Genomic DNA, 18,091 nt, shown 5'->3' on the forward strand with positions numbered 1-18,091 from the left:
AGCGAACCGCCGTATACGGACCCGTACGTACGGTGGTGTGGGAGGGGAGGAGCTGCGAGGCTCCCCCCTATCCCGATTCGTGACATCAGCGAGTTAACCATCGTCTTCGAAGCGCACTTGGAAATTCCACCGCCCGGCTTGACTCCCGGAACATAAATAGAACATTGTTCTCTCTATGTTCTGGTGAGGGAGCAAGGCCATGTTCAGGATCTTCGTGGAAGAAGCGGCGGCGCTGGCATCGATCACGCTGTTCGTCGGGATGATCGCGATCTGGGCGCAGGTGATTCCGCAACTGTAGGGATCCGCGTTGAGACTCCCCTTGGGGAAAAGCCGGATGGCGTGGCGAATGAGCGTGTCGGCCGTGGACTCCGGCAGGGCAGGGCTTCACCATCAGTGAGCCGAGTCGGCCGCAGGGCACGCGCATGCCCGTTCCGCCGGCCGTTCCACCCCTGATGCGAGAGGCCTTCGAGCGACCATGGCGAGCGCCGGATTTGTCCATCTTCACGTTCACTCGGCTTATTCGCTGCTCAAGGGCTCGATCAAGATTGCCAAGCTCGCCGAGCTCGCCAAGAAGGACCACCAGCCGGCGCTGGCGCTGACCGACACCGACAATCTGTTCGGCGCGCTGGAGTTCTCCGACAAGATGGCGGGCTCCGGCATCCAGCCGATCGTCGGCTGCGAGCTTGCGATCGACTTCGGCGATCAGGATCCGAACGCGCGCAACGCGATGGGGCCGTCGCGCGTCGTGCTGCTGGCGGCGCAGGAGCGCGGCTATCGCAGCCTGATGCGGCTCAACTCGCGGGCGTTCCTCGAATCGCCTGACAGCCATGCCCCGTTCATCAAATTCGATTGGCTCGACGGCGAGACCGAGGGCCTGATCGCGCTCACCGGCGGGCCGGACGGACCCGTGTCGCTCGCGCTCCAGATCGGCAATGCCGAGCTCGCCGCCGCGCGCTGCGAGCGGCTGGCCGGCCTGTTCGGCGACCGCCTCTACATCGAGTTGCAGCGCCACGGCATCGACAAGGAGCGGCGCGTCGAGTCAGGGCTGATCGACATCGCCTATGCCAAGGGCCTGCCGCTGGTTGCGACCAACGAGCCTTATTTCGCCGCCACCGACGATTACGAGGCGCACGACGCGCTGCTCTGCATCGCCGGTGGCCGGCTGATCGCCGAAACCGATCGCGTGCAGCTCACGCCGGATCACCGCTTCAAGACGCGCGCGGAGATGGCGGTGCTGTTCGCCGACATTCCGGAGGCGCTGGCCTCGACGGTCGAGATCGCCGAGCGCTGCTCATACCGCCCGATGACGCGCAAGCCGATCTTGCCGTTCTTCACCGTCGGCGCCGCGTCGAGCTCGGATGCGGCGGCCGAGGAGGCCGCCGAATTGAAGCGGCAGGCCGAGGAGGGGCTCGCCAACCGCCTGCGGGTGCACGGCCTCTCGCCGGGCATGACGGAGGAGGACTACAGCAAGCGCCTCGCCTTCGAGCTCGACGTCATCATGCGCATGAAGTACGCGGGCTACTTCCTGATCGTGTCCGACTTCATCAAATGGGCGAAGGCGCACGGCATTCCCGTCGGCCCGGGCCGCGGCTCCGGCGCAGGCTCGCTGGTCGCCTGGGCGCTGACCATCACCGATCTCGATCCGATCCGCTTTGGTCTCCTGTTCGAGCGCTTCCTCAATCCCGAGCGCGTCTCGATGCCGGACTTCGACATCGACTTCTGCCAGGACCGCCGCGGCGAAGTGATCCAATATGTGCAGCAGCGCTACGGCCGCGACCAGGTCGCCCAGATCATCACCTTCGGCACGCTGCAGGCGCGCGGCGTGCTGCGCGACGTCGGCCGCGTGCTGCAGATGCCCTATGGTCAGGTCGACAAGCTGACGAAACTCGTGCCGCAGAATCCGGCCGCGCCCGTGACGCTCGCCGCCGCGATCGAGAGCGAGCCAAAGCTGCAGGCGTTCCGCGATGAAGACCCGGTGGTGGCGCGCGCCTTCGACATCGCGCAGCGCCTCGAAGGCCTGACACGGCACGCCTCGACCCACGCCGCCGGCATCGTGATCGGCGATCGCCCCCTGAGCGAGCTGGTGCCGCTCTACCGCGATCCCAAGTCCGACATGCCGGTGACCCAGTTCAACATGAAATGGGTGGAGCCGGCCGGCCTCGTCAAATTCGACTTCCTCGGCCTGAAGACGCTCACCGTGCTCGACGTCGCGGTCAAACTGTTGAAGCCGCGCGGCATCGAGGTCGATCTCGCCACGCTGCCGATCAACGATCCCGACAGCTACCAGATGCTGGCGCGCGGCGACGTGGTCGGCGTGTTCCAGGTTGAAAGCCAGGGCATGCGGCGTGCGCTGATCGACATGCGGCCCGACCGCTTCGAGGACATCATCGCGCTCGTTGCGCTCTACCGCCCGGGTCCGATGGCGAACATCCCGACCTATTGCGCGCGCAAGCACGGCGACGAGGAGCCGGAATATCTGCACCCGATCCTCGAGCCGATCCTGAAAGAGACCTTCGGCGTCATCATCTACCAGGAACAGGTGATGCAGATCGCGCAAGCGATGGCCGGCTATTCGCTCGGCGATGCCGACCTGCTCCGCCGCGCGATGGGCAAGAAGATCCGCGCCGAGATGGACAAGCAGCGCGACATCTTCGTTGCGGGCGCCGTCAAGAACGGCGTGCCGAAGGCGCAGGCCGAGACGATCTTCGAGCTGCTCGCAAAGTTCGCCGACTACGGCTTCAACAAGAGCCACGCGGCGGCCTATGCGCTGGTGTCGTTCCACACCGCCTACATGAAGGCGCATTACCCGGTCGAGTTCATCGCGGCGTCGATGACGCTCGATCTCAACAATACCGACAAGCTGTCCGAATTCCGCTCCGAGGCGCAGCGCCTCGGCATCAAGGTCGAGCCGCCCAACATCAACCGCTCGGGCGCGACCTTCGAGGTCGGCGACAACACGATCTATTACGCGCTGGCGGCGCTCAAGGGCGTCGGCATCCAGGCCGTCGAGCAGATCATCGAGGAGCGCACCAGGAAGGGCGCCTTCACCTCGCTTGCCGATTTCGCGGCCCGCGTCAGCCCGCGCGCCATCAACAAGCGCATCATCGAAAGCCTCGCCGCCGCGGGCGCCTTCGACACGCTCGAGCCCAACCGGGCCAGGGTCTTCGCCGGCGCGGATGCGATCCTCGCGGCCTGCCAGCGCGCCAATGAGGCGGCGACCATCGGCCAGAACGACATGTTCGGCAACGCTGCCGATGCGCCCACCATCATGCTGCCGCAGGTCGAGCCGTGGCTGCCGGCGGAGCGGCTGCGGCGCGAATATGACGCGATCGGCTTCTTCCTGTCGGGCCATCCGCTCGACGACTACGCGACCGTCTTGAAGCGGCTGCGCGTGCAGTCCTGGGCTGAGTTTTCGCGCGCCGTCAAAACCGGCGCGACGGCGGGGAAGGTGGCGGCGACCGTGGTCTCGCGCATGGAGCGGCGCACCAAGACCGGCAACAAGATGGGCATCATGGGACTGTCCGATCCGACCGGGCATTTCGAGGCGGTGCTGTTTTCCGAAGGACTTGCGCAATATCGCGACGTGCTCGAGCCGGGCGCGGCCGTGCTGCTCCAACTCGGCGCGGAGTTGCAGGGCGAGGACGTGCGCGCGCGCGTGCTGCATGCCGAGCCGCTCGACGATGCCGCCGCCAAGACGCAAAAGGGTCTGCGCATCTTCCTGCGCGACACCAAGCCGCTGGAGTCGATCGCACGGCGACTGGCGGGGCCAGAGGGGGCGGCCTCGAACGGCGGTGCGCCAAAAGTCGGCAGCCCCGCCATCGCGCCGCGCAGCAATGGCGACGGCGAAGTCTCGCTGGTGATGATGCTCGACCTCGAAACCGAGGTGGAGATGAAGCTGCCCGGCCGGTTCAAGGTCTCGCCGCAGATCGCAGGTGCGATCAAGGCGGTGGCCGGCGTCGTCGACGTGCAGCAATTGTAGTATCTTCTGCGCGGCGCAAACCGCGCCTTAACTATCGAGCTCGTGCGTGGTTTCGCGACCTGCGAACCGCAGCTATCACTTGCGTCGTATGCGGACCACACCGCAGGCGAGCAGGAGAGGACAGAAGAAACATGTGCGACAAATGCTCCGAAAATTTGTGTCACCCGAATCTCCCCTCGCGGCGGTCCGTGATGCTGTTTGGCGCCTCGGCGCTTGGGCTGGCGCTCGGCGGGACCGCCTTCGCCAAGGAAGCGAAGGCGCCGCCCAAGCCGCAGAACGTGCTGTCGCCGGATGCCGCGCTCAAGCGATTGATGGATGGCAATACGCGCTATGTTGACGGCGTTTCGCGGCGCCACGACTTCAAACATGAGCGCGAGGCATTGGTCGGGGGCCAGAACCCGTTCGCGGCCGTCTTGAGCTGCGCGGATTCGCGGATCGCGCCCGAATATGCCTTCGATAGCGGACGTGGCGATCTCTTCGTGTGCCGCGTCGCGGGAAACTTTGCCGGCACCGAGACCATCGCCAGCATGGAATATACGGTGGCCGTGCTCGGCACGCCCTTGATCCTGGTGCTCGGTCACGACCGCTGCGGCGCCATCGACGCGACGATCAAGGCGTTGAAGGATGACAAGCCGCCGCCGGGACACATCCCCTCGCTTGTTGCAGCGATCGCACCGGCGGTAAAGACTGCGGCGCAGCAGAGCGGGGACGCGCTCGAAAATGCGATCCGGCAGAACGTGATCGACAACGTCGTCAAGCTCAAGTCGGCGGCACCGATCCTCAATGCCGCGGTGGAGCAGGGCAAGCTGAAGGTGATCGGCGGCATCTACCGGCTCGCCACGGGCACCGTCGAATTGTTGGCGCAGGGCTGAGAACCGTTCGGTTCCAGTAGGTATGATGGCGGCGGTCTGGCGCCCGGCTGCCGCCGGAGTTGAAGACGGCGGCGGCCATAATTTTTCGGCTGGATGACGCGACTGCCCGAACAAGACTCGCCGAATTGCAGCTGGTCGACTAGAGCCCGCTCTCGGCCCTTGCCGCGCCATCCCACCGCCGCATTCGGAGCGTTTTCGTTCAAACGCCGTTCATCTGGCCGCGCGCCTAGTGTATGGCAGCGAGCTCAACGACAAAAACGGGCGTGCAATCCATGCGTGGGACATTTCGAGCCTTTTTCTCCGTCCTCCTGCCGATCCTGCTCGTTGCAGCGAGCGGGCTCGTCGCCCCGGCGAGCGCCCAGCAGGAGAAGCGCATCGCGCTCGTGGTCGGCAACGGCGCCTATGCCAAGTCGCCGCTGGCTACCGCAGCCAATGACGCCGGCCTGATCGCACAAACCCTGCAGGCGGCCGGTTTCGACGTCGTCGGCGCGCGCGATCTCGATGGCGATACGCTGCGCAAGAGCTTTCGCGACTTCATCCAGAAGGCGCAGACCTCGGGGCCGGGCACGGTGGCGATGATCTACCTCGCCGGCTATGGCGTGCAACTCGCCGGCGAGAACTATTTCATCCCGGTCGATTCCAACATCGCGCGCGACACCGATATTCCGACCGAGGCGCTGCGCGTCAGCGACTATATCCGCCAGCTCGCCGCTATCAGGGTGAAGGCCAACATCGTCGTGCTCGATGCGGCGCGCCAGCAGCCCTTCATCGAAGGCGGCCAGCCGATCGCGAGCGGCCTCGCCCTGGTCGAGCCGGAAGCGAACATGCTGATCGCCTTCAACGCGGCGCCCGGCACGGTCGCGCCGGCAGAGGCGGGGCCTTACGGCATCTATGCCCAATCGCTCGCCGAGATGATCCGCACCGGCGGATTGTCGCTGACCGACGTGTTCGACCGCTTGCGGCTGCGCGTCAACGACGCCAGCAAGGGGGCGCAGGTGCCGTGGGATGCGCAGAAGCTCTCCGCGCAATTCTCCTTCTTCGAGCGCGGACCCGACGCGCCGCCGCAGGCCGCGCCCGACCAGGTCGCCGCGATCCGTGACAAGCCGATCCGCGATCTCGGTGCGCAGGACGCCTATGCCGCAGCGCTCGCGCGCGACACGCTGCCGGCCTACGAGGATTATCTCGCGGCCTATCCCAACGATCCCATGGCACCGCGGGTGAGGGTGATCGTCGCGGCGCGGCGCGAGGCCGTCACCTGGCGGCGCACCTACCGGACCGACACGCCGGAAGCCTATTGGTCGTATCTGCGCCGCTATCCGCGTGGGCCCCATGCGGCCGATGCGCGCCGACGGCTCGCCATCCTCACCGCGCCGGTCGAGCCGCCGCCGAGCTTTGCGATGATCGACTACGACGTGCCGCCACCGCCGCCGGAGGAGTTCGTCTATGTCGATCGCCCGGTGCTTGCGTTCAGCGATCCCGATTTCGGCTTCGCGCCGCCACCGCCGCCACCGGTGTACTACCTGCCGCCGCCGGAGCCCGATTTCGTCGTGCTGCCGCCGCCGCTGCCCGTGGTCGGCCTGTTCGTGCTGCCGCAGCCGGTGTTCGTGCCGATCCCGGTGTTCTACCGGCCGCCGCTCTATGTCGCGCCGCCGCCGAACAACATCATCTATGCCAACATCCACAACACGACGGTCATCAACACCGTGATCAATCGGCCGCCGCCCGCAGGGGGCGCGGGGCTCGCGCCGAACAGCCTTGCGCCCGCGGTGTCGGGACGCCCGACGCAGGCAGGCCCGGCCGTGCCGGCTGCGGTGGCGCAACGCGCCTCGCTGATTCAGCAGGGCAGGCTGCCGGTGCCACCGAGCGCCTCGATCAATCCGACCGCGAAGCCGGGGACTCCGGCGGCAACGCCCGCGGCGGTGACGCCCACCGCGCCGGCGGCTGGTCCCGCAAAGCTGCCGCAGGCCAACACGCTGCCGGCGCCCGGCCCGCCGCCGGTGCCTCCCGGTGCAGGGCCGACGCCGCCGTCGGCCGCGGGACCTGCCGGCAAGCCCGTTCCGACCGCAACTGCGCCGACGACCAACGCGCCGCCGGCCCAAGCCAACGCGCCCACAGCCGCTCCGGCGCCAGGGCAGCCCAAGCAGCCTGACGCTGCGCACGCACTGCCGGTCCCGGGCGCCCATGGAACGCCGCCGGTGCCAGGCCGGCCCGGTGGTCCGCCGCCGTCCGCCGCGCACACGCCCGCGGGCCAGCCTCCTGCCGGGCCGCCTTCCGGCGGCAAGCCCGCGCCGAATGCGCCGGCGCCGACCGCCGCTGCACCGACTACCGCTGCACCGACCGCCGCAGCGCCGCCTGCCGCTACGCCGCCGGCCCCGGGAAAACCGCCCGGACCGAGCCAGGCGGTCGTGCCGCCTCCGGCGTCCCCGGCGGCCAAGCCAGCCGCCACCTCGGTGAAGCCGGCGGCGGCTCCTCCGCCGCCGGTTGCTCGCCAGCAGGTCAAACCCGAACCGCCACGCGCCGCGGCGCCACCCCCGCCACCGCGACCCCAGGTGACGGCGCGACCCGCGCCGGCCCCGCCGCCGCCGCGGGCGGCTCCCCCGCCACCGCCGCGCGTGGCTGCGCCCCCGCCACCGCGACCTGCACCGCCGCCGGTTGCGGCTGCCCGTCCAGCACCTCCACCGGTAGCAAGACCGGCGCCGCCGCCACCGCCGCCGCCCAGGGTTGCGGTCGCGCCGCCGCCGCCACCGCGTCCGGCCGCGCCGCCTCCGCCTCCGCGCCCGGCACCGCCGCCGCCGGCCGCAGCCAAGAAATGCCCGCCAAACCAGCCAAGATGCTAGGACTTTGACGGGAAACAACGGGAAAGAGGGGCCTGGAGGAGGGCAGTGAAACTGCCCTCAAAAGGCCCTTATTTCCTTGCTTCTGGCCGAAATCGCGCTATACAGCGCGCCATCTCACACGGAAACATGGCTCAAAAGGCCGTCCGGTGGCAGCCGGGGCGAGAACGCTCCGTTTTGCTCACACGTTTCCGGAGGAACCAACCGGAGAATTAGAACGATGGCACTACCCGATTTCACTATGCGTCAGCTCCTTGAAGCTGGCGTGCACTTTGGTCACCAGTCCCACCGCTGGAATCCGAAAATGGCGCCGTTCATTTTCGGGACCCGCAACAACATCCACATCGTCGACCTCGCGCAGACCGTGCCGATGCTGCATCACGCCTTGCAGGCGGTCAGCGACACCGTCGCGAAGGGCGGCCGCATCCTGTTCGTCGGCACCAAGCGCCAGGCCCAGGACGGCGTTGCCGACGCTGCCAAGCGCTGCGCGCAGTACTTCGTCAATTCGCGCTGGCTCGGCGGTACGCTGACCAACTGGAAGACGATTTCCGCGTCGATCAAGCGCCTGCGTCACCTCGACGAGGTGCTGTCCGGCGGCGAAGCCAACTCCTACACCAAGAAGGAGCGCCTGACGCTTCAGCGCGAGCGCGACAAGCTCGACCGCTCGCTCGGCGGCATCAAGGACATGGGCGGTCTGCCCGACCTGATCTTCGTGATCGATACCAACAAGGAAGACATCGCGATCCAGGAGGCCCAGCGGCTCAACATCCCGGTGGCTGCGATCGTCGACACCAATTCCGACCCGAAGGGCATCACCTATGTGGTGCCGGGCAATGACGACGCGGGACGTGCGATCTCGCTGTACTGCGACCTCATCGCGCGCGCTGCGATCGATGGCATCTCGCGCGCCCAGGGCGATGCGGGCATCGACATCGGCGCCTCCGTTCGTCCGGTCGCCGAAGAGCTGCCCACCGCGGCCAGCGGCTTCCAGGGCCTGGCGGGTCCGCGCGGCACCGCCGACGACCTCAAGAAGCTCCCGGGCGTGTCGGGCGCGATCGAGAAGAAGTTCAACGACCTCGGCATCTTCCACTACTGGCAGCTCGCCGAGCTCGACCACGACACCGCGCACAAGATCGGCGAAGAAGTCGGTCTGCCGAGCCGCGCGGACGCTTGGGTGGCCAAGGCCAAGGCGCTGACCGCGGAAGCGGAATAACAGCGAGTTAGGGTTGGCCGGAATAGTTCCGGCCACCATTTCAATGACGCGAATCCTGTGATGGACCGCGGCGAGGCAATCGAGGCCGCGCCGCGGGTCAACTGGCAGGCAAGAAGGATTTTCATCGATGGCAACGATCACTGCTGCAATGGTCAAGGACCTGCGCGAATCGACCGGCGCGGGCATGATGGACTGCAAGGCCGCGCTCACCGAGACCGGTGGCGACATGGAGGCGGCGCAGGACTGGCTGCGCAAGAAGGGCCTGTCGAAGGCCGCCAAGAAGTCGGGCCGCGTCGCGGCCGAGGGCCTGATCGGCGCGCTCACCAAAGGCACCAAGGGCGTCGTGGTCGAGGTCAACTCCGAGACCGACTTCGTCGCGCGCAACGATCAGTTCCAGGGCCTGGTCAAGATGATCGCCCAGGTTGCGTTCGATGCCGGCGCCGATGTCGAGAAGATCAAGGCCGCCAAGGTCGGCTCGGTCACGGTCGAGGCCGCGATCAATGACGCGATCGCCACCATCGGCGAGAACATGTCGCTGCGCCGCGCGGCGTCGCTCGAAGTCAGCCAGGGCGTGGTGTCGAGCTACGTCCACGGCGCCGTCGTGGAAGGCGCGGGCAAGATGGGCGTGATCGTGGCGCTCGAATCGCCCGGCAAGGCCGACGAGCTCGCAACCCTCGGCCGCCAGCTCGCGATGCATGTCGCCGCCGCCAATCCGCTGGCCCTCGATCCGACCGGCCTCGATCCGGCCGTCGTCAAGCGCGAGAAGGACGTGCTCGCCGACAAGTACCGCCAGCAGGGCAAGCCCGAGAACGTGATCGAGAAGATCGTCGAGTCCGGCCTGAAGACCTACTACAAGGAAGTCTGCCTGCTCGAGCAGGCCTTCATCCACGACACCGGCAAGTCGGTGGCGCAGGCGGTGAAGGAAGCTGAGGGCAAGGTCGGCGGCGCTGTGAAGATCGCGGGCTTTGTGCGCTATGCTCTCGGTGAGGGAATCGAGAAGCAGGAATCCGACTTCGCCGCCGAAGTCGCAGCCGCGAGCGGCAAGAAGTAAGCGCCGGACGTTCCCTTCCGGCGGCTTCCGCCGGAAGCGGTGCCCGGACGAGGAAAGTGCTCATGACTGATCCGGTCTACCGTCGCGTTGTGATCAAGCTGTCCGGCGAATATCTCGCGGGGCAGCAGGGTTTTGGTTTCGACCAGCCGACCATCGACCGGATCGCGGACGAGCTGATCGCCGCCCGTCATCTCGGAACCGAGATCGCCGTCGTGATCGGCGGCGGCAACGTCGTGCGCGGGATGGAAGTGTCGTCCCGCGGCGTGTCGCGCCCGACCGGCGACACCATGGGCATGATGGCGACGATGATGAACTGCCTCGCGCTCGAGGCGGCGATCGAGCGCAAGGGTACGCCGGCGCGCGCGCTGTCGGCATTCGTGATGCCCGAGATTTCCGAGCTGTTCACCCGCGCCGCGGCGCACAAATACCTCGCCGAGGGCCGAATCGTGCTGCTCGGCGGTGGAACCGGCAATCCCTTCTTCACGACCGACACCACGGCGGTGCTGCGCGCCGCCGAGATCGGGGCGGAGGCCGTGCTCAAGGCCACCAATGTGGACGGCGTCTACTCGGCCGATCCGAAGAAGGACCCGACCGCCAAGCGCTTCGACCGGCTGACGCATTCGCAGGCGATCGAAGGCGGCTACAAGGTGATGGACGCGACCGCCTTCGCGCTTGCCCGCGAGACGTCACTGCCTATCATCGTATTCTCGATTGCAGAGCCCGGGTCGATCGGCGCCATGCTGCGCGGCATCGGCCACGGGACGATCGTCGCGGGCTGACGGCCCGCCGGGCGCCGGCTGAGGGCGCCCAGAGGACCTTGAAGGGAGAGCATGATGGCTACGGGTAATTTCGACCTCAACGAATTGAAGCGCCGCATGCAGGGCGCCGTCCAGTCGCTCAAGCACGAGCTCGGCGGCTTGCGCACGGGGCGCGCCTCCGCCTCGATGCTCGATCCGGTTCAGGTCGATGCCTATGGCACCCACATGCCGCTCAACCAGCTTGCGACTGTCAGCGTGCCGGAGCCGCGGCTGATCTCGGTGCAGGTCTGGGACAAGGGCATGGTCAAGGCGGTGGAGAAGGCGATCGTCGATTCCAATCTCGGCCTGTCGCCGGCGACCGAAGGCCAGGTGCTGCGCCTGCGCATCCCCGAGCTCAACGAGGAGCGGCGCAAGGAGCTGGTCAAGGTCGCGCACAAATATGCGGAAGCCGCCAAGGTTGCCGCGCGTCACGTCCGCCGCGACGGTCTCGACGTTCTCAAGAAGCTCGAGAAGAATCACGAGATGTCGGAGGACGACCAGAAGCGTCACGCAGACGAAGTGCAAAAGGCCACCGACGGCACGATCACCGAGATCGATCAGCTGCTGGCGGCCAAGGAAAAAGAGATTCTGACGGTCTAGAGGAAAAGCCGAATCGATGCCGAACGCCGCCGCGCCCGCAACCGATGGACCTGACCGGTCCGAGGCGCCTGCGCATGTTGCCATCATCATGGATGGCAATGGACGCTGGGCGGCGGCGCGCGGGCTGCCGCGGGCCGAAGGCCATCGCCGCGGCGTCGAGGCCTTGCGCCGCGTGGTGCGGGCCGCGCATGAGCTCGGCATTCGCTATCTGACGATCTTTTCGTTCAGCTCGGAGAACTGGTCGCGACCGGCGAGCGAGATCGGCGACCTGTTCGGCCTGTTGCGGCGCTTCATCCGCAACGACCTGGCCTCGCTGCATCGCGACGGCGTCAAGGTCCGCATCATCGGCGAGCGCGAGGGTCTCGAGCCCGACATCTGCGCACTGCTCAATGAGGCGGAGGAGCTGACGCGCGACAATACGCGGCTGACACTGGTCGTGGCCTTCAACTACGGCTCGCGGCAAGAAATCGCCAAAGCGGCGCAAAAACTCGCGCGCGAAGTCGCGGACGGCAAGCGCGATCCTGACACGATCGACGCCGAGACCATCGGCCATTATCTCGACGCGCCCGACATTCCCGATCCAGACCTGATCATCCGCACCAGCGGCGAGCAGCGCCTGTCCAATTTCCTGATGTGGCAGGCGGCCTATAGCGAACTCGTGTTCGTGCCGATCCACTGGCCGGATTTCGACAAGGCCGCGCTCGAGAGCGCGATCGCCGAATTCTCCAGGCGCGAACGCCGTTTCGGCGGCCTGGTTGCGAAAACCGCCTCGTGAGCGAACCCGACGCCACGCCGGCGGGCTCGACGCCCGCCTCAAGCAATCTCGTGATGCGTGTCATCGCGGCGCTCGTGCTGGCGCCGCTGGCGATTGCGCTCGCCTATGCCGGCGGCTGGCTGTGGGCGTTTCTCGTCACGCTGGTCTCGATCGGCCTGTTCGTGGAATGGCTTGTCGTTGTGGGAGCAGGGCAGGTTGCCCTGACCGCAGCCGGTACGGTTGCCCTGGCCGCGATGGGGTTCTGCATCGCCTTCGGCGCGCTCAGAACTGCCGTCATCTGCGGCTGCATCGGATTCGTCGTGGTCGTGCTGCTGGCGAAGGGCAAGCGCGGCTGGGCCGCGATGGGCTTCGTCTATGCGGCCGCGGCGCTGCTGGCCTCGATCCTGGTGCGGCAGGATCCGGTCAACGGATTCGTGGCGCTGATGTTCGTGCTGCTCGTGGTCTGGGCGACCGACATCGGCGGCTATTTTGCCGGCCGCGGCATTGGCGGGCCAAAGCTGTGGCCGCGGGTCAGCCCGAAGAAGACCTGGGCCGGCGCGTTCGGCGGCTTTGCGGCGAGCCTTGTGGTGGCCTCGGGCTTTGCCGCCTCCGGGCTCGGCAAGGCGGTTCCGCTAATCGTCCTTAGCGCGGTCCTGTCGGTGGTATCGCAAGCCGGCGACCTCTTCGAGTCGGCCGTGAAGCGCCGGTTCGGCGTCAAGGATTCCAGTCACTTAATTCCCGGCCATGGCGGTCTCATGGACCGCCTGGACGGCTATATCGCGGCCATTGCGGTGGCCTGGATTTTCGGCTTCCTCCGCCATGGTGTGCATAGCGCGGGAAGCGGACTTATGGTTTGGTGAAGATATGAGCGCAGTCCCCTTGCGTAACAACAAAGCTGCGGCCTCCCAGGTGCGCAGCGTGACCATCCTCGGTGCCACCGGCTCGATCGGCGACAGCACGATGGACCTGCTGCGGGCCTCGCCCGATCGCTACCGCGTCGAAGCGCTGACCGCGAACAGCAATGTCGAGGCGCTCGCGAAGCTGGCGAAGGAGTTCTCCGCCCGATTCGTGGCGATTGCCGACACCTCCAAGCTCGCCGAGCTCAAGAGTGCGCTCGCCGGCACGAAGACCGAATGCGGCGCCGGCGAGAGCGCGGTGATCGAGGCGGCCGCGCGACCGGCCGATTGGGTGATGGCGGCCGTCAGCGGCGCCGCCGGCTTGAAGCCGGCGCTGGCCGCGGTCGATCGCGGCGCAGCCGTCGCGCTCGCCAACAAGGAGTGCCTGGTCTGCGCCGGTGATTTCTTCATGCAGCGCGCGGCCAAGGCCAATGCCTGCATTCTGCCGGCCGATTCCGAGCACAATGCGCTGTTCCAGGCGCTGAGCTCCGGCAACCGCGACGAGCTCGTACGCGTCATCATCACGGCGTCAGGCGGCCCGTTCCGGACCTGGAAGAGCGCCGATATCGAACAGGCGACGCTCGCGCAGGCGCTCAAGCATCCGAACTGGAGCATGGGCCAGAAGATCACGATCGATTCCGCGTCGATGATGAACAAGGGCCTCGAGGTGATCGAAGCCTCCTATCTCTTTGCGCTCACGCCCGACGAGATCGACGTGCTGGTTCATCCGCAGTCGATCATCCACGGCATGGTGGAGTTCTCCGACTGCTCCGTGGTGGCCCAGCTCGGCGCGCCCGACATGCGGACGCCGATCGCGCACTGCCTCGGCTGGCCCGATCGTATCAAGGGACCGGCGGCCAAGCTCGACCTCGCCAAGATCGGGCAACTGACCTTCGAGGCGCCGGATTTCGAACGCTTCCCCGGGCTCCGCCTGGCTTACGATTCATTAAGGACCGGACGCGGCGCAACTACGGTATATAATGCCGCGAACGAGGTCGCGGTCGCCGCCTTCATCGCCGGCAAGATCAGATTCGGCGCCATCGCGCGTCTGGTCGAAGCGACGCTGGAGGATTGGATCAGAGGCGGGAATCTTGCGCCCCTGTCGTCGGCCGACGATGCCATTGCCGTTGACCATAATGCGCGAAAAATGGCCGCCGCCCTATTGCCTCAAATTGCCTTAAAGGCAACCTAGAGGGTTCGGGGCCAGGGCCGGCAGGCGCTGGGTGAGGGGATTCGATGTCCGACTTTTTTCTACATAGTTTCAGTGCGTTGGGCCATGGGCTCATCGGCTACGCCGTCCCCTTCCTGTTCGTCCTGACCATCGTCGTCTTCTTCCATGAGCTCGGCCATTTCCTGGTTGCGCGCTGGGCCGGTGTGAAGGTGTTAACCTTTTCTCTCGGCTTTGGACCCGAGCTGATCGGCTTCAACGACCGCCACGGCACGCGCTGGAAGATCTCGGCGATTCCGCTCGGCGGCTACGTCAAGTTCTTTGGCGACGAGAGCGAAGCGTCGACGCCGTCGGCCGAGACGCTTTCGGCCATGACCGCCGAGGAGCGCGCCGGAAGCTTCCATCATAAGAAGGTCGGACCGCGCGCTGCCATCGTCGCTGCGGGGCCGATCGCCAACTTCATCCTCGGCGCGCTGATTTTCGCCTGCATGGCGCTGTACTACGGCAAGCCGAGCACGATCGCGCGGGTGGACGGGCTGGTGGCGGACGGCGCCGCCGCGGCGGCCGGCTTCAAGGTCGGCGACATCGTCGTCCAGATCGACGGAACCCCGATCGAGAGCTTCAACGACATGCAGCGAGTCGTTGTGATGAACGGCGGTTCGCAGCTTGTTTTTCGCGTCAAGCGGGATGGCGAGATCGTTTCGCTGAACGCGACGCCGAAGCTGCAGGAGCGCAAGGATCAGTTCGGCAATCGCCAGAAGGTCGGGGTGCTCGGGGTTGAGCACAAGGCCCAGTTCGGCGAGGCGGCAACCACGCCCGTCGGCGTTGTCGAGGCCCTGAAGATTGGCGTCGACCAGGTCTGGTTCATCATCGCCAGCACCTTCAAGTTCCTGGGATCGCTGTTCGTCGGGCACGGCAATCCGCAGGACGTCAGCGGCGTGCTCGGGATCGCGAAGATGTCCGGGCAGGCGGCCAGCGCCGGGTTCCAGTTCGTCATCAATCTCTGCGCGGTGCTGTCGGTCTCGATCGGCCTTCTGAACCTGTTTCCGATTCCGCTGCTGGATGGCGGTCACCTTATGTTCTATGCGGCGGAGGTGCTCCGCGGCCGCCCGCTTTCGGAGCGGACCCAGGAGATGGGCTTCCGAATCGGGCTCGGACTTGTACTGATGTTGATGGTGTTTGCGACCTATAACGACATCCTTCGGTTCGCGGCATCCTGAAGCTGGCTTTTTTGTGACGTTGCGAATGGGCAACGTCTTGGAATGAAATTGAAAATGCGGCGCGCTCGGCCGTTTGCGGCGTCGGTGAAATTGGCTACAAGCGGCTTGAACTTGGGGAATCTCCCGGACCGGCGTGGGGTTGGGTCTGGCTCTGGAATGACGAGGGCGCGTTGCGCATGAAGTTTGGAATGCGAGTCCGGGGGGGCCTGCTTGCCACCCTGATCCTGTGCGGCGCGCCGGTGGTTGCCCCGGTCGGGGCTATGCTTGTGTCTTCGCCTGCGGTCGCTCAGACCGTGCAGTCGATTGTCGTCGAGGGGAATCGGCGCGTCGAGGTCGAGACCATCCGCTCCTATTTCAAGCCGGGCCCGGGGGGGCATCTTGATCAGGGCGCCATCGACGACGGTCTGAAGGCGCTGATCGAGACCGGCCTGTTCCAGGACGTCAGGATCAACCGCGCCGGCGGCCGCATCGTGGTCACGGTCGTGGAGAACGCCGTGATCGGCCGCGTTGCCTTCGAAGGCAACAAGAAGATCAAGGACGAGCAGCTTTCCGCCGAAGTGCAGTCCAAGCCGCGCGGCACCTTCTCGCGCGCAATGGTGCAGTCGGACACGCTGCGCATCGCCGAGATCTACCGCCGCTCGGGCCGCTATGACGTGCGCGTCACGCCTGAAATCATCGAGCAGCCGAACAACCGTGTCGACCTCATCTTCACGGTTCAGGAGGGTGTCAAGACCGGCGTCAAGTCGATCGAGTTCGTCGGCAACGTCACCTATTCGTCCTACCGGCTGAGGGACGTGATCAAGACGCGCGAGACCAATCTCCTGAGCTTCCTCGGCAGCGCCGACGTTTATGACCCGGATCGCGTCGAAGCCGACCGCGACCTGATTCGCCGCTTCTATCTCAAGCACGGCTTTGCCGACGTGCAGGTCGTTGCCGCGCTCACCGAATACGACCCCGAGCGCAAGGGCTTCCTCGTCACCTTCAAGATCGAGGAAGGCCAGCAGTACCGCGTCGGCTCGGTCGACTTCCGCTCCAGCATTCCCAACTTCGACGCCAACGCGCTGCGCAACAATTCGCGCGTCAATGTCGGCGCGCTCTACAACGTCGAAGCGGTCGAGAAGTCGGTCGAGGAGATGCAGATCGAAGCTTCGCGACGCGGCTATGCTTTCGCAGTGGTGCGTCCGGGCGGCGACCGCAATTTCGAGGCGCACACCGTGTCTGTCGTGTTCAACGTCGACGAAGGCCCGCGCGTCTATATCGAGCGTATCAACATCCGCGGCAACACCCGCACGCGCGACTACGTCATCCGCCGCGAGTTCGACGTCTCCGAGGGCGACGCCTACAACCGCGCGCTGGTCGATCGCGCCGAGCGGCGCCTAAAGAACCTCGACTTCTTCAAGTCGGTCAAGATCGTCACGGAGCCGGGCTCGTCCAGCGACCGCGTGGTCCTCATCGTCGACCTCGAGGAGAAGTCGACCGGCGACTTCTCGGTGTCGGGCGGCTACTCGACCACCGACGGCGCGCTCGCCGAAGTCTCGATCTCGGAGCGCAATCTGCTCGGCCGCGGTCTGTTCGCCAAGGCGTCGGTCACCTACGGCCAGTATGCGCGCGGCTATTCGCTGTCGTTTGTCGAGCCGTATCTCCTGGACTACCGCGTCGCGCTCGGCCTCGACCTCTATCAGCGCCAGCAGCTGTCCAACAGCTACATCTCCTACGGTACCAAGACGCTGGGCTTCAGCCCGCGCCTCGGCTTCAGCCTGCGCGAAGATCTGGCCTTGCAGCTTCGCTACTCGGTCTATCGGCAGGAAATCACGCTGCCGTCGAACCTCGCAAACTGTAACAACGATCCGACCTCGGCGGCCTTCAACCCGAGCCCGGCGTATTCGAATGCGACCGGTACGCCGCTGGCGGCTTCCACCAACGGGTTGGGCTGCTACGTCGATGGCGAAGCCTCGTTGCCGGTGCGCAAGGAGCTTGCGAACGGCAAGACGCTGACTTCGGCGCTGGGTTACTCGCTCACCTACAACACGCTCGACAACAACAAGAACCCGACCGACGGCCTCCTGATCGACTTCAAGCAGGACTTCGCGGGTGTCGGCGGCGACGTCTCCTATCTGAAGTCCGCGGTCGATGCGAAGTACTACCAATCGCTGGTCTCAGACATCGTCGGCCTTGTCCATGTGCAGGGCGGTATCCTCAACAAGTGGGGCAGCACTGACCTGCGCATGCTGGATCACTTCCAGATGGGTCCGAACCTCGTCCGCGGCTTCGCGCCTAACGGCATCGGCCCGCGTGACCTGAACCCGTTCGGCACCCAGGACGCGCTCGGCGGCACCAAGTACTGGGGCGCTTCGCTCGAACTGCAAATGCCGTTCTGGTTCCTGCCGAAGGAAGTGGGTCTGAAGGGTGCAGTCTATGCCGACGCCGGCGGTCTGTACGACTACAAGGGACCGACGAGCTGGACCCTGACCAACGAAGTCAACGTGCCCGGCTGCGTCCCGTCGACTGTCAACCCGGCCTCGGCTGGCACCTGTACCGGTTTGGTGTTTGACGACAGCAAGGTCGTCCGTACGTCGGTGGGTGTCGGTCTGATCTGGCAGTCGCCCTTCGGACCGCTGCGCTTCGACTATGCGGTTCCGCTCACCAAGGGGGCGTACGACCGCGTGCAGCAGTTCAGGTTCGGCGGCGGTACGTCGTTCTAATTGGT

The 18,091-nt window shown here is 66.1% G+C and carries 12 protein-coding genes; all 12 read left to right on the forward strand.

Annotation, left to right across the window (positions count from 1 at the left end; all coding sequences use genetic code 11):
* Positions 1-475: 475 nt before the first annotated feature.
* Entirely contained in the window at positions 476-3,979 is a 3,504-nt protein-coding gene (gene dnaE, locus JQ632_RS27965; RefSeq protein WP_212405866.1) for a DNA polymerase III subunit alpha, read from the forward strand.
* Positions 3,980-4,110: 131 nt separating this feature from the next.
* Positions 4,111-4,851 carry a carbonic anhydrase gene (locus tag JQ632_RS27970; protein ID WP_212405867.1) on the forward strand — a complete coding sequence of 247 codons (741 nt, stop codon included), beginning with the start codon at positions 4,111-4,113 and terminating at the stop codon, positions 4,849-4,851.
* A gap of 272 nt (positions 4,852-5,123) precedes the next feature.
* A complete protein-coding gene (locus tag JQ632_RS27975; protein ID WP_212405868.1) occupies positions 5,124-7,688 on the forward strand; it encodes a caspase domain-containing protein in 2,565 nt (854 codons plus the stop codon).
* A 217-nt stretch (positions 7,689-7,905) separates the two neighbouring features.
* On the forward strand, positions 7,906-8,898 hold the full coding sequence (locus JQ632_RS27980) for a 30S ribosomal protein S2 (RefSeq protein WP_212405869.1): 993 nt from the start codon (positions 7,906-7,908) through the stop codon (positions 8,896-8,898).
* 127 nt (positions 8,899-9,025) lie between these two features.
* A complete protein-coding gene (tsf, locus tag JQ632_RS27985) occupies positions 9,026-9,949 on the forward strand; it encodes a translation elongation factor Ts (RefSeq protein ID WP_212405870.1) in 924 nt (307 codons plus the stop codon).
* Between the two features lie 62 nt (positions 9,950-10,011).
* Positions 10,012-10,728, forward strand: coding sequence for a UMP kinase (pyrH, locus tag JQ632_RS27990; RefSeq protein ID WP_212405871.1), 717 nt, complete (start codon positions 10,012-10,014; stop codon positions 10,726-10,728).
* 54 nt (positions 10,729-10,782) lie between these two features.
* Entirely contained in the window at positions 10,783-11,346 is a 564-nt protein-coding gene (frr, locus tag JQ632_RS27995) for a ribosome recycling factor (RefSeq protein WP_212405872.1), read from the forward strand.
* Positions 11,347-11,362: 16 nt separating this feature from the next.
* The gene (locus tag JQ632_RS28000) at positions 11,363-12,121 is read left to right on the forward strand and encodes an isoprenyl transferase (RefSeq protein WP_212405873.1); all 759 of its coding nucleotides are present in this window, start codon (positions 11,363-11,365) and stop codon (positions 12,119-12,121) included.
* Entirely contained in the window at positions 12,118-12,960 is an 843-nt protein-coding gene (locus tag JQ632_RS28005; RefSeq protein ID WP_312015670.1) for a phosphatidate cytidylyltransferase, read from the forward strand. Before JQ632_RS28000 ends, JQ632_RS28005 begins: the two co-directional genes overlap by 4 nt.
* A 4-nt stretch (positions 12,961-12,964) precedes the next feature.
* Positions 12,965-14,188 (forward strand): 1-deoxy-D-xylulose-5-phosphate reductoisomerase, encoded by a 1,224-nt coding sequence (dxr, locus tag JQ632_RS28010; protein ID WP_212405874.1) that lies wholly within the window; start codon positions 12,965-12,967, stop codon positions 14,186-14,188.
* A 44-nt stretch (positions 14,189-14,232) separates the two neighbouring features.
* Positions 14,233-15,384, forward strand: a complete 1,152-nt coding sequence (rseP, locus tag JQ632_RS28015) for an RIP metalloprotease RseP (RefSeq protein WP_212405875.1) — start codon at positions 14,233-14,235, stop codon at positions 15,382-15,384.
* 176 nt (positions 15,385-15,560) lie between these two features.
* Entirely contained in the window at positions 15,561-18,086 is a 2,526-nt protein-coding gene (gene bamA / locus JQ632_RS28020; RefSeq protein WP_212405876.1) for an outer membrane protein assembly factor BamA, read from the forward strand.
* The last annotated feature ends 5 nt before the right edge of the window (positions 18,087-18,091 follow it).

This window comes from Bradyrhizobium liaoningense (genome assembly GCF_018130955.1).
GTDB classification, from domain to species: domain Bacteria; phylum Pseudomonadota; class Alphaproteobacteria; order Rhizobiales; family Xanthobacteraceae; genus Bradyrhizobium; species Bradyrhizobium liaoningense_C.

Coding starts and splice junctions, on each gene's coding strand:
- JQ632_RS27980 (WP_212405869.1), top strand. CDS start 7,906: ATGGCACTACCCGATTTCACTATGCGTCAGCTCCTTGAAGCTGGCGTG.
- frr (WP_212405872.1), top strand. CDS start 10,783: ATGGCTACGGGTAATTTCGACCTCAACGAATTGAAGCGCCGCATGCAG.
- JQ632_RS27970 (WP_212405867.1), top strand. CDS start 4,111: ATGTGCGACAAATGCTCCGAAAATTTGTGTCACCCGAATCTCCCCTCG.
- bamA (WP_212405876.1), top strand. CDS start 15,561: ATGAAGTTTGGAATGCGAGTCCGGGGGGGCCTGCTTGCCACCCTGATC.
- JQ632_RS28000 (WP_212405873.1), top strand. CDS start 11,363: ATGCCGAACGCCGCCGCGCCCGCAACCGATGGACCTGACCGGTCCGAG.
- dxr (WP_212405874.1), top strand. CDS start 12,965: ATGAGCGCAGTCCCCTTGCGTAACAACAAAGCTGCGGCCTCCCAGGTG.
- pyrH (WP_212405871.1), top strand. CDS start 10,012: ATGACTGATCCGGTCTACCGTCGCGTTGTGATCAAGCTGTCCGGCGAA.
- dnaE (WP_212405866.1), top strand. CDS start 476: ATGGCGAGCGCCGGATTTGTCCATCTTCACGTTCACTCGGCTTATTCG.
- rseP (WP_212405875.1), top strand. CDS start 14,233: ATGTCCGACTTTTTTCTACATAGTTTCAGTGCGTTGGGCCATGGGCTC.
- tsf (WP_212405870.1), top strand. CDS start 9,026: ATGGCAACGATCACTGCTGCAATGGTCAAGGACCTGCGCGAATCGACC.
- JQ632_RS27975 (WP_212405868.1), top strand. CDS start 5,124: ATGCGTGGGACATTTCGAGCCTTTTTCTCCGTCCTCCTGCCGATCCTG.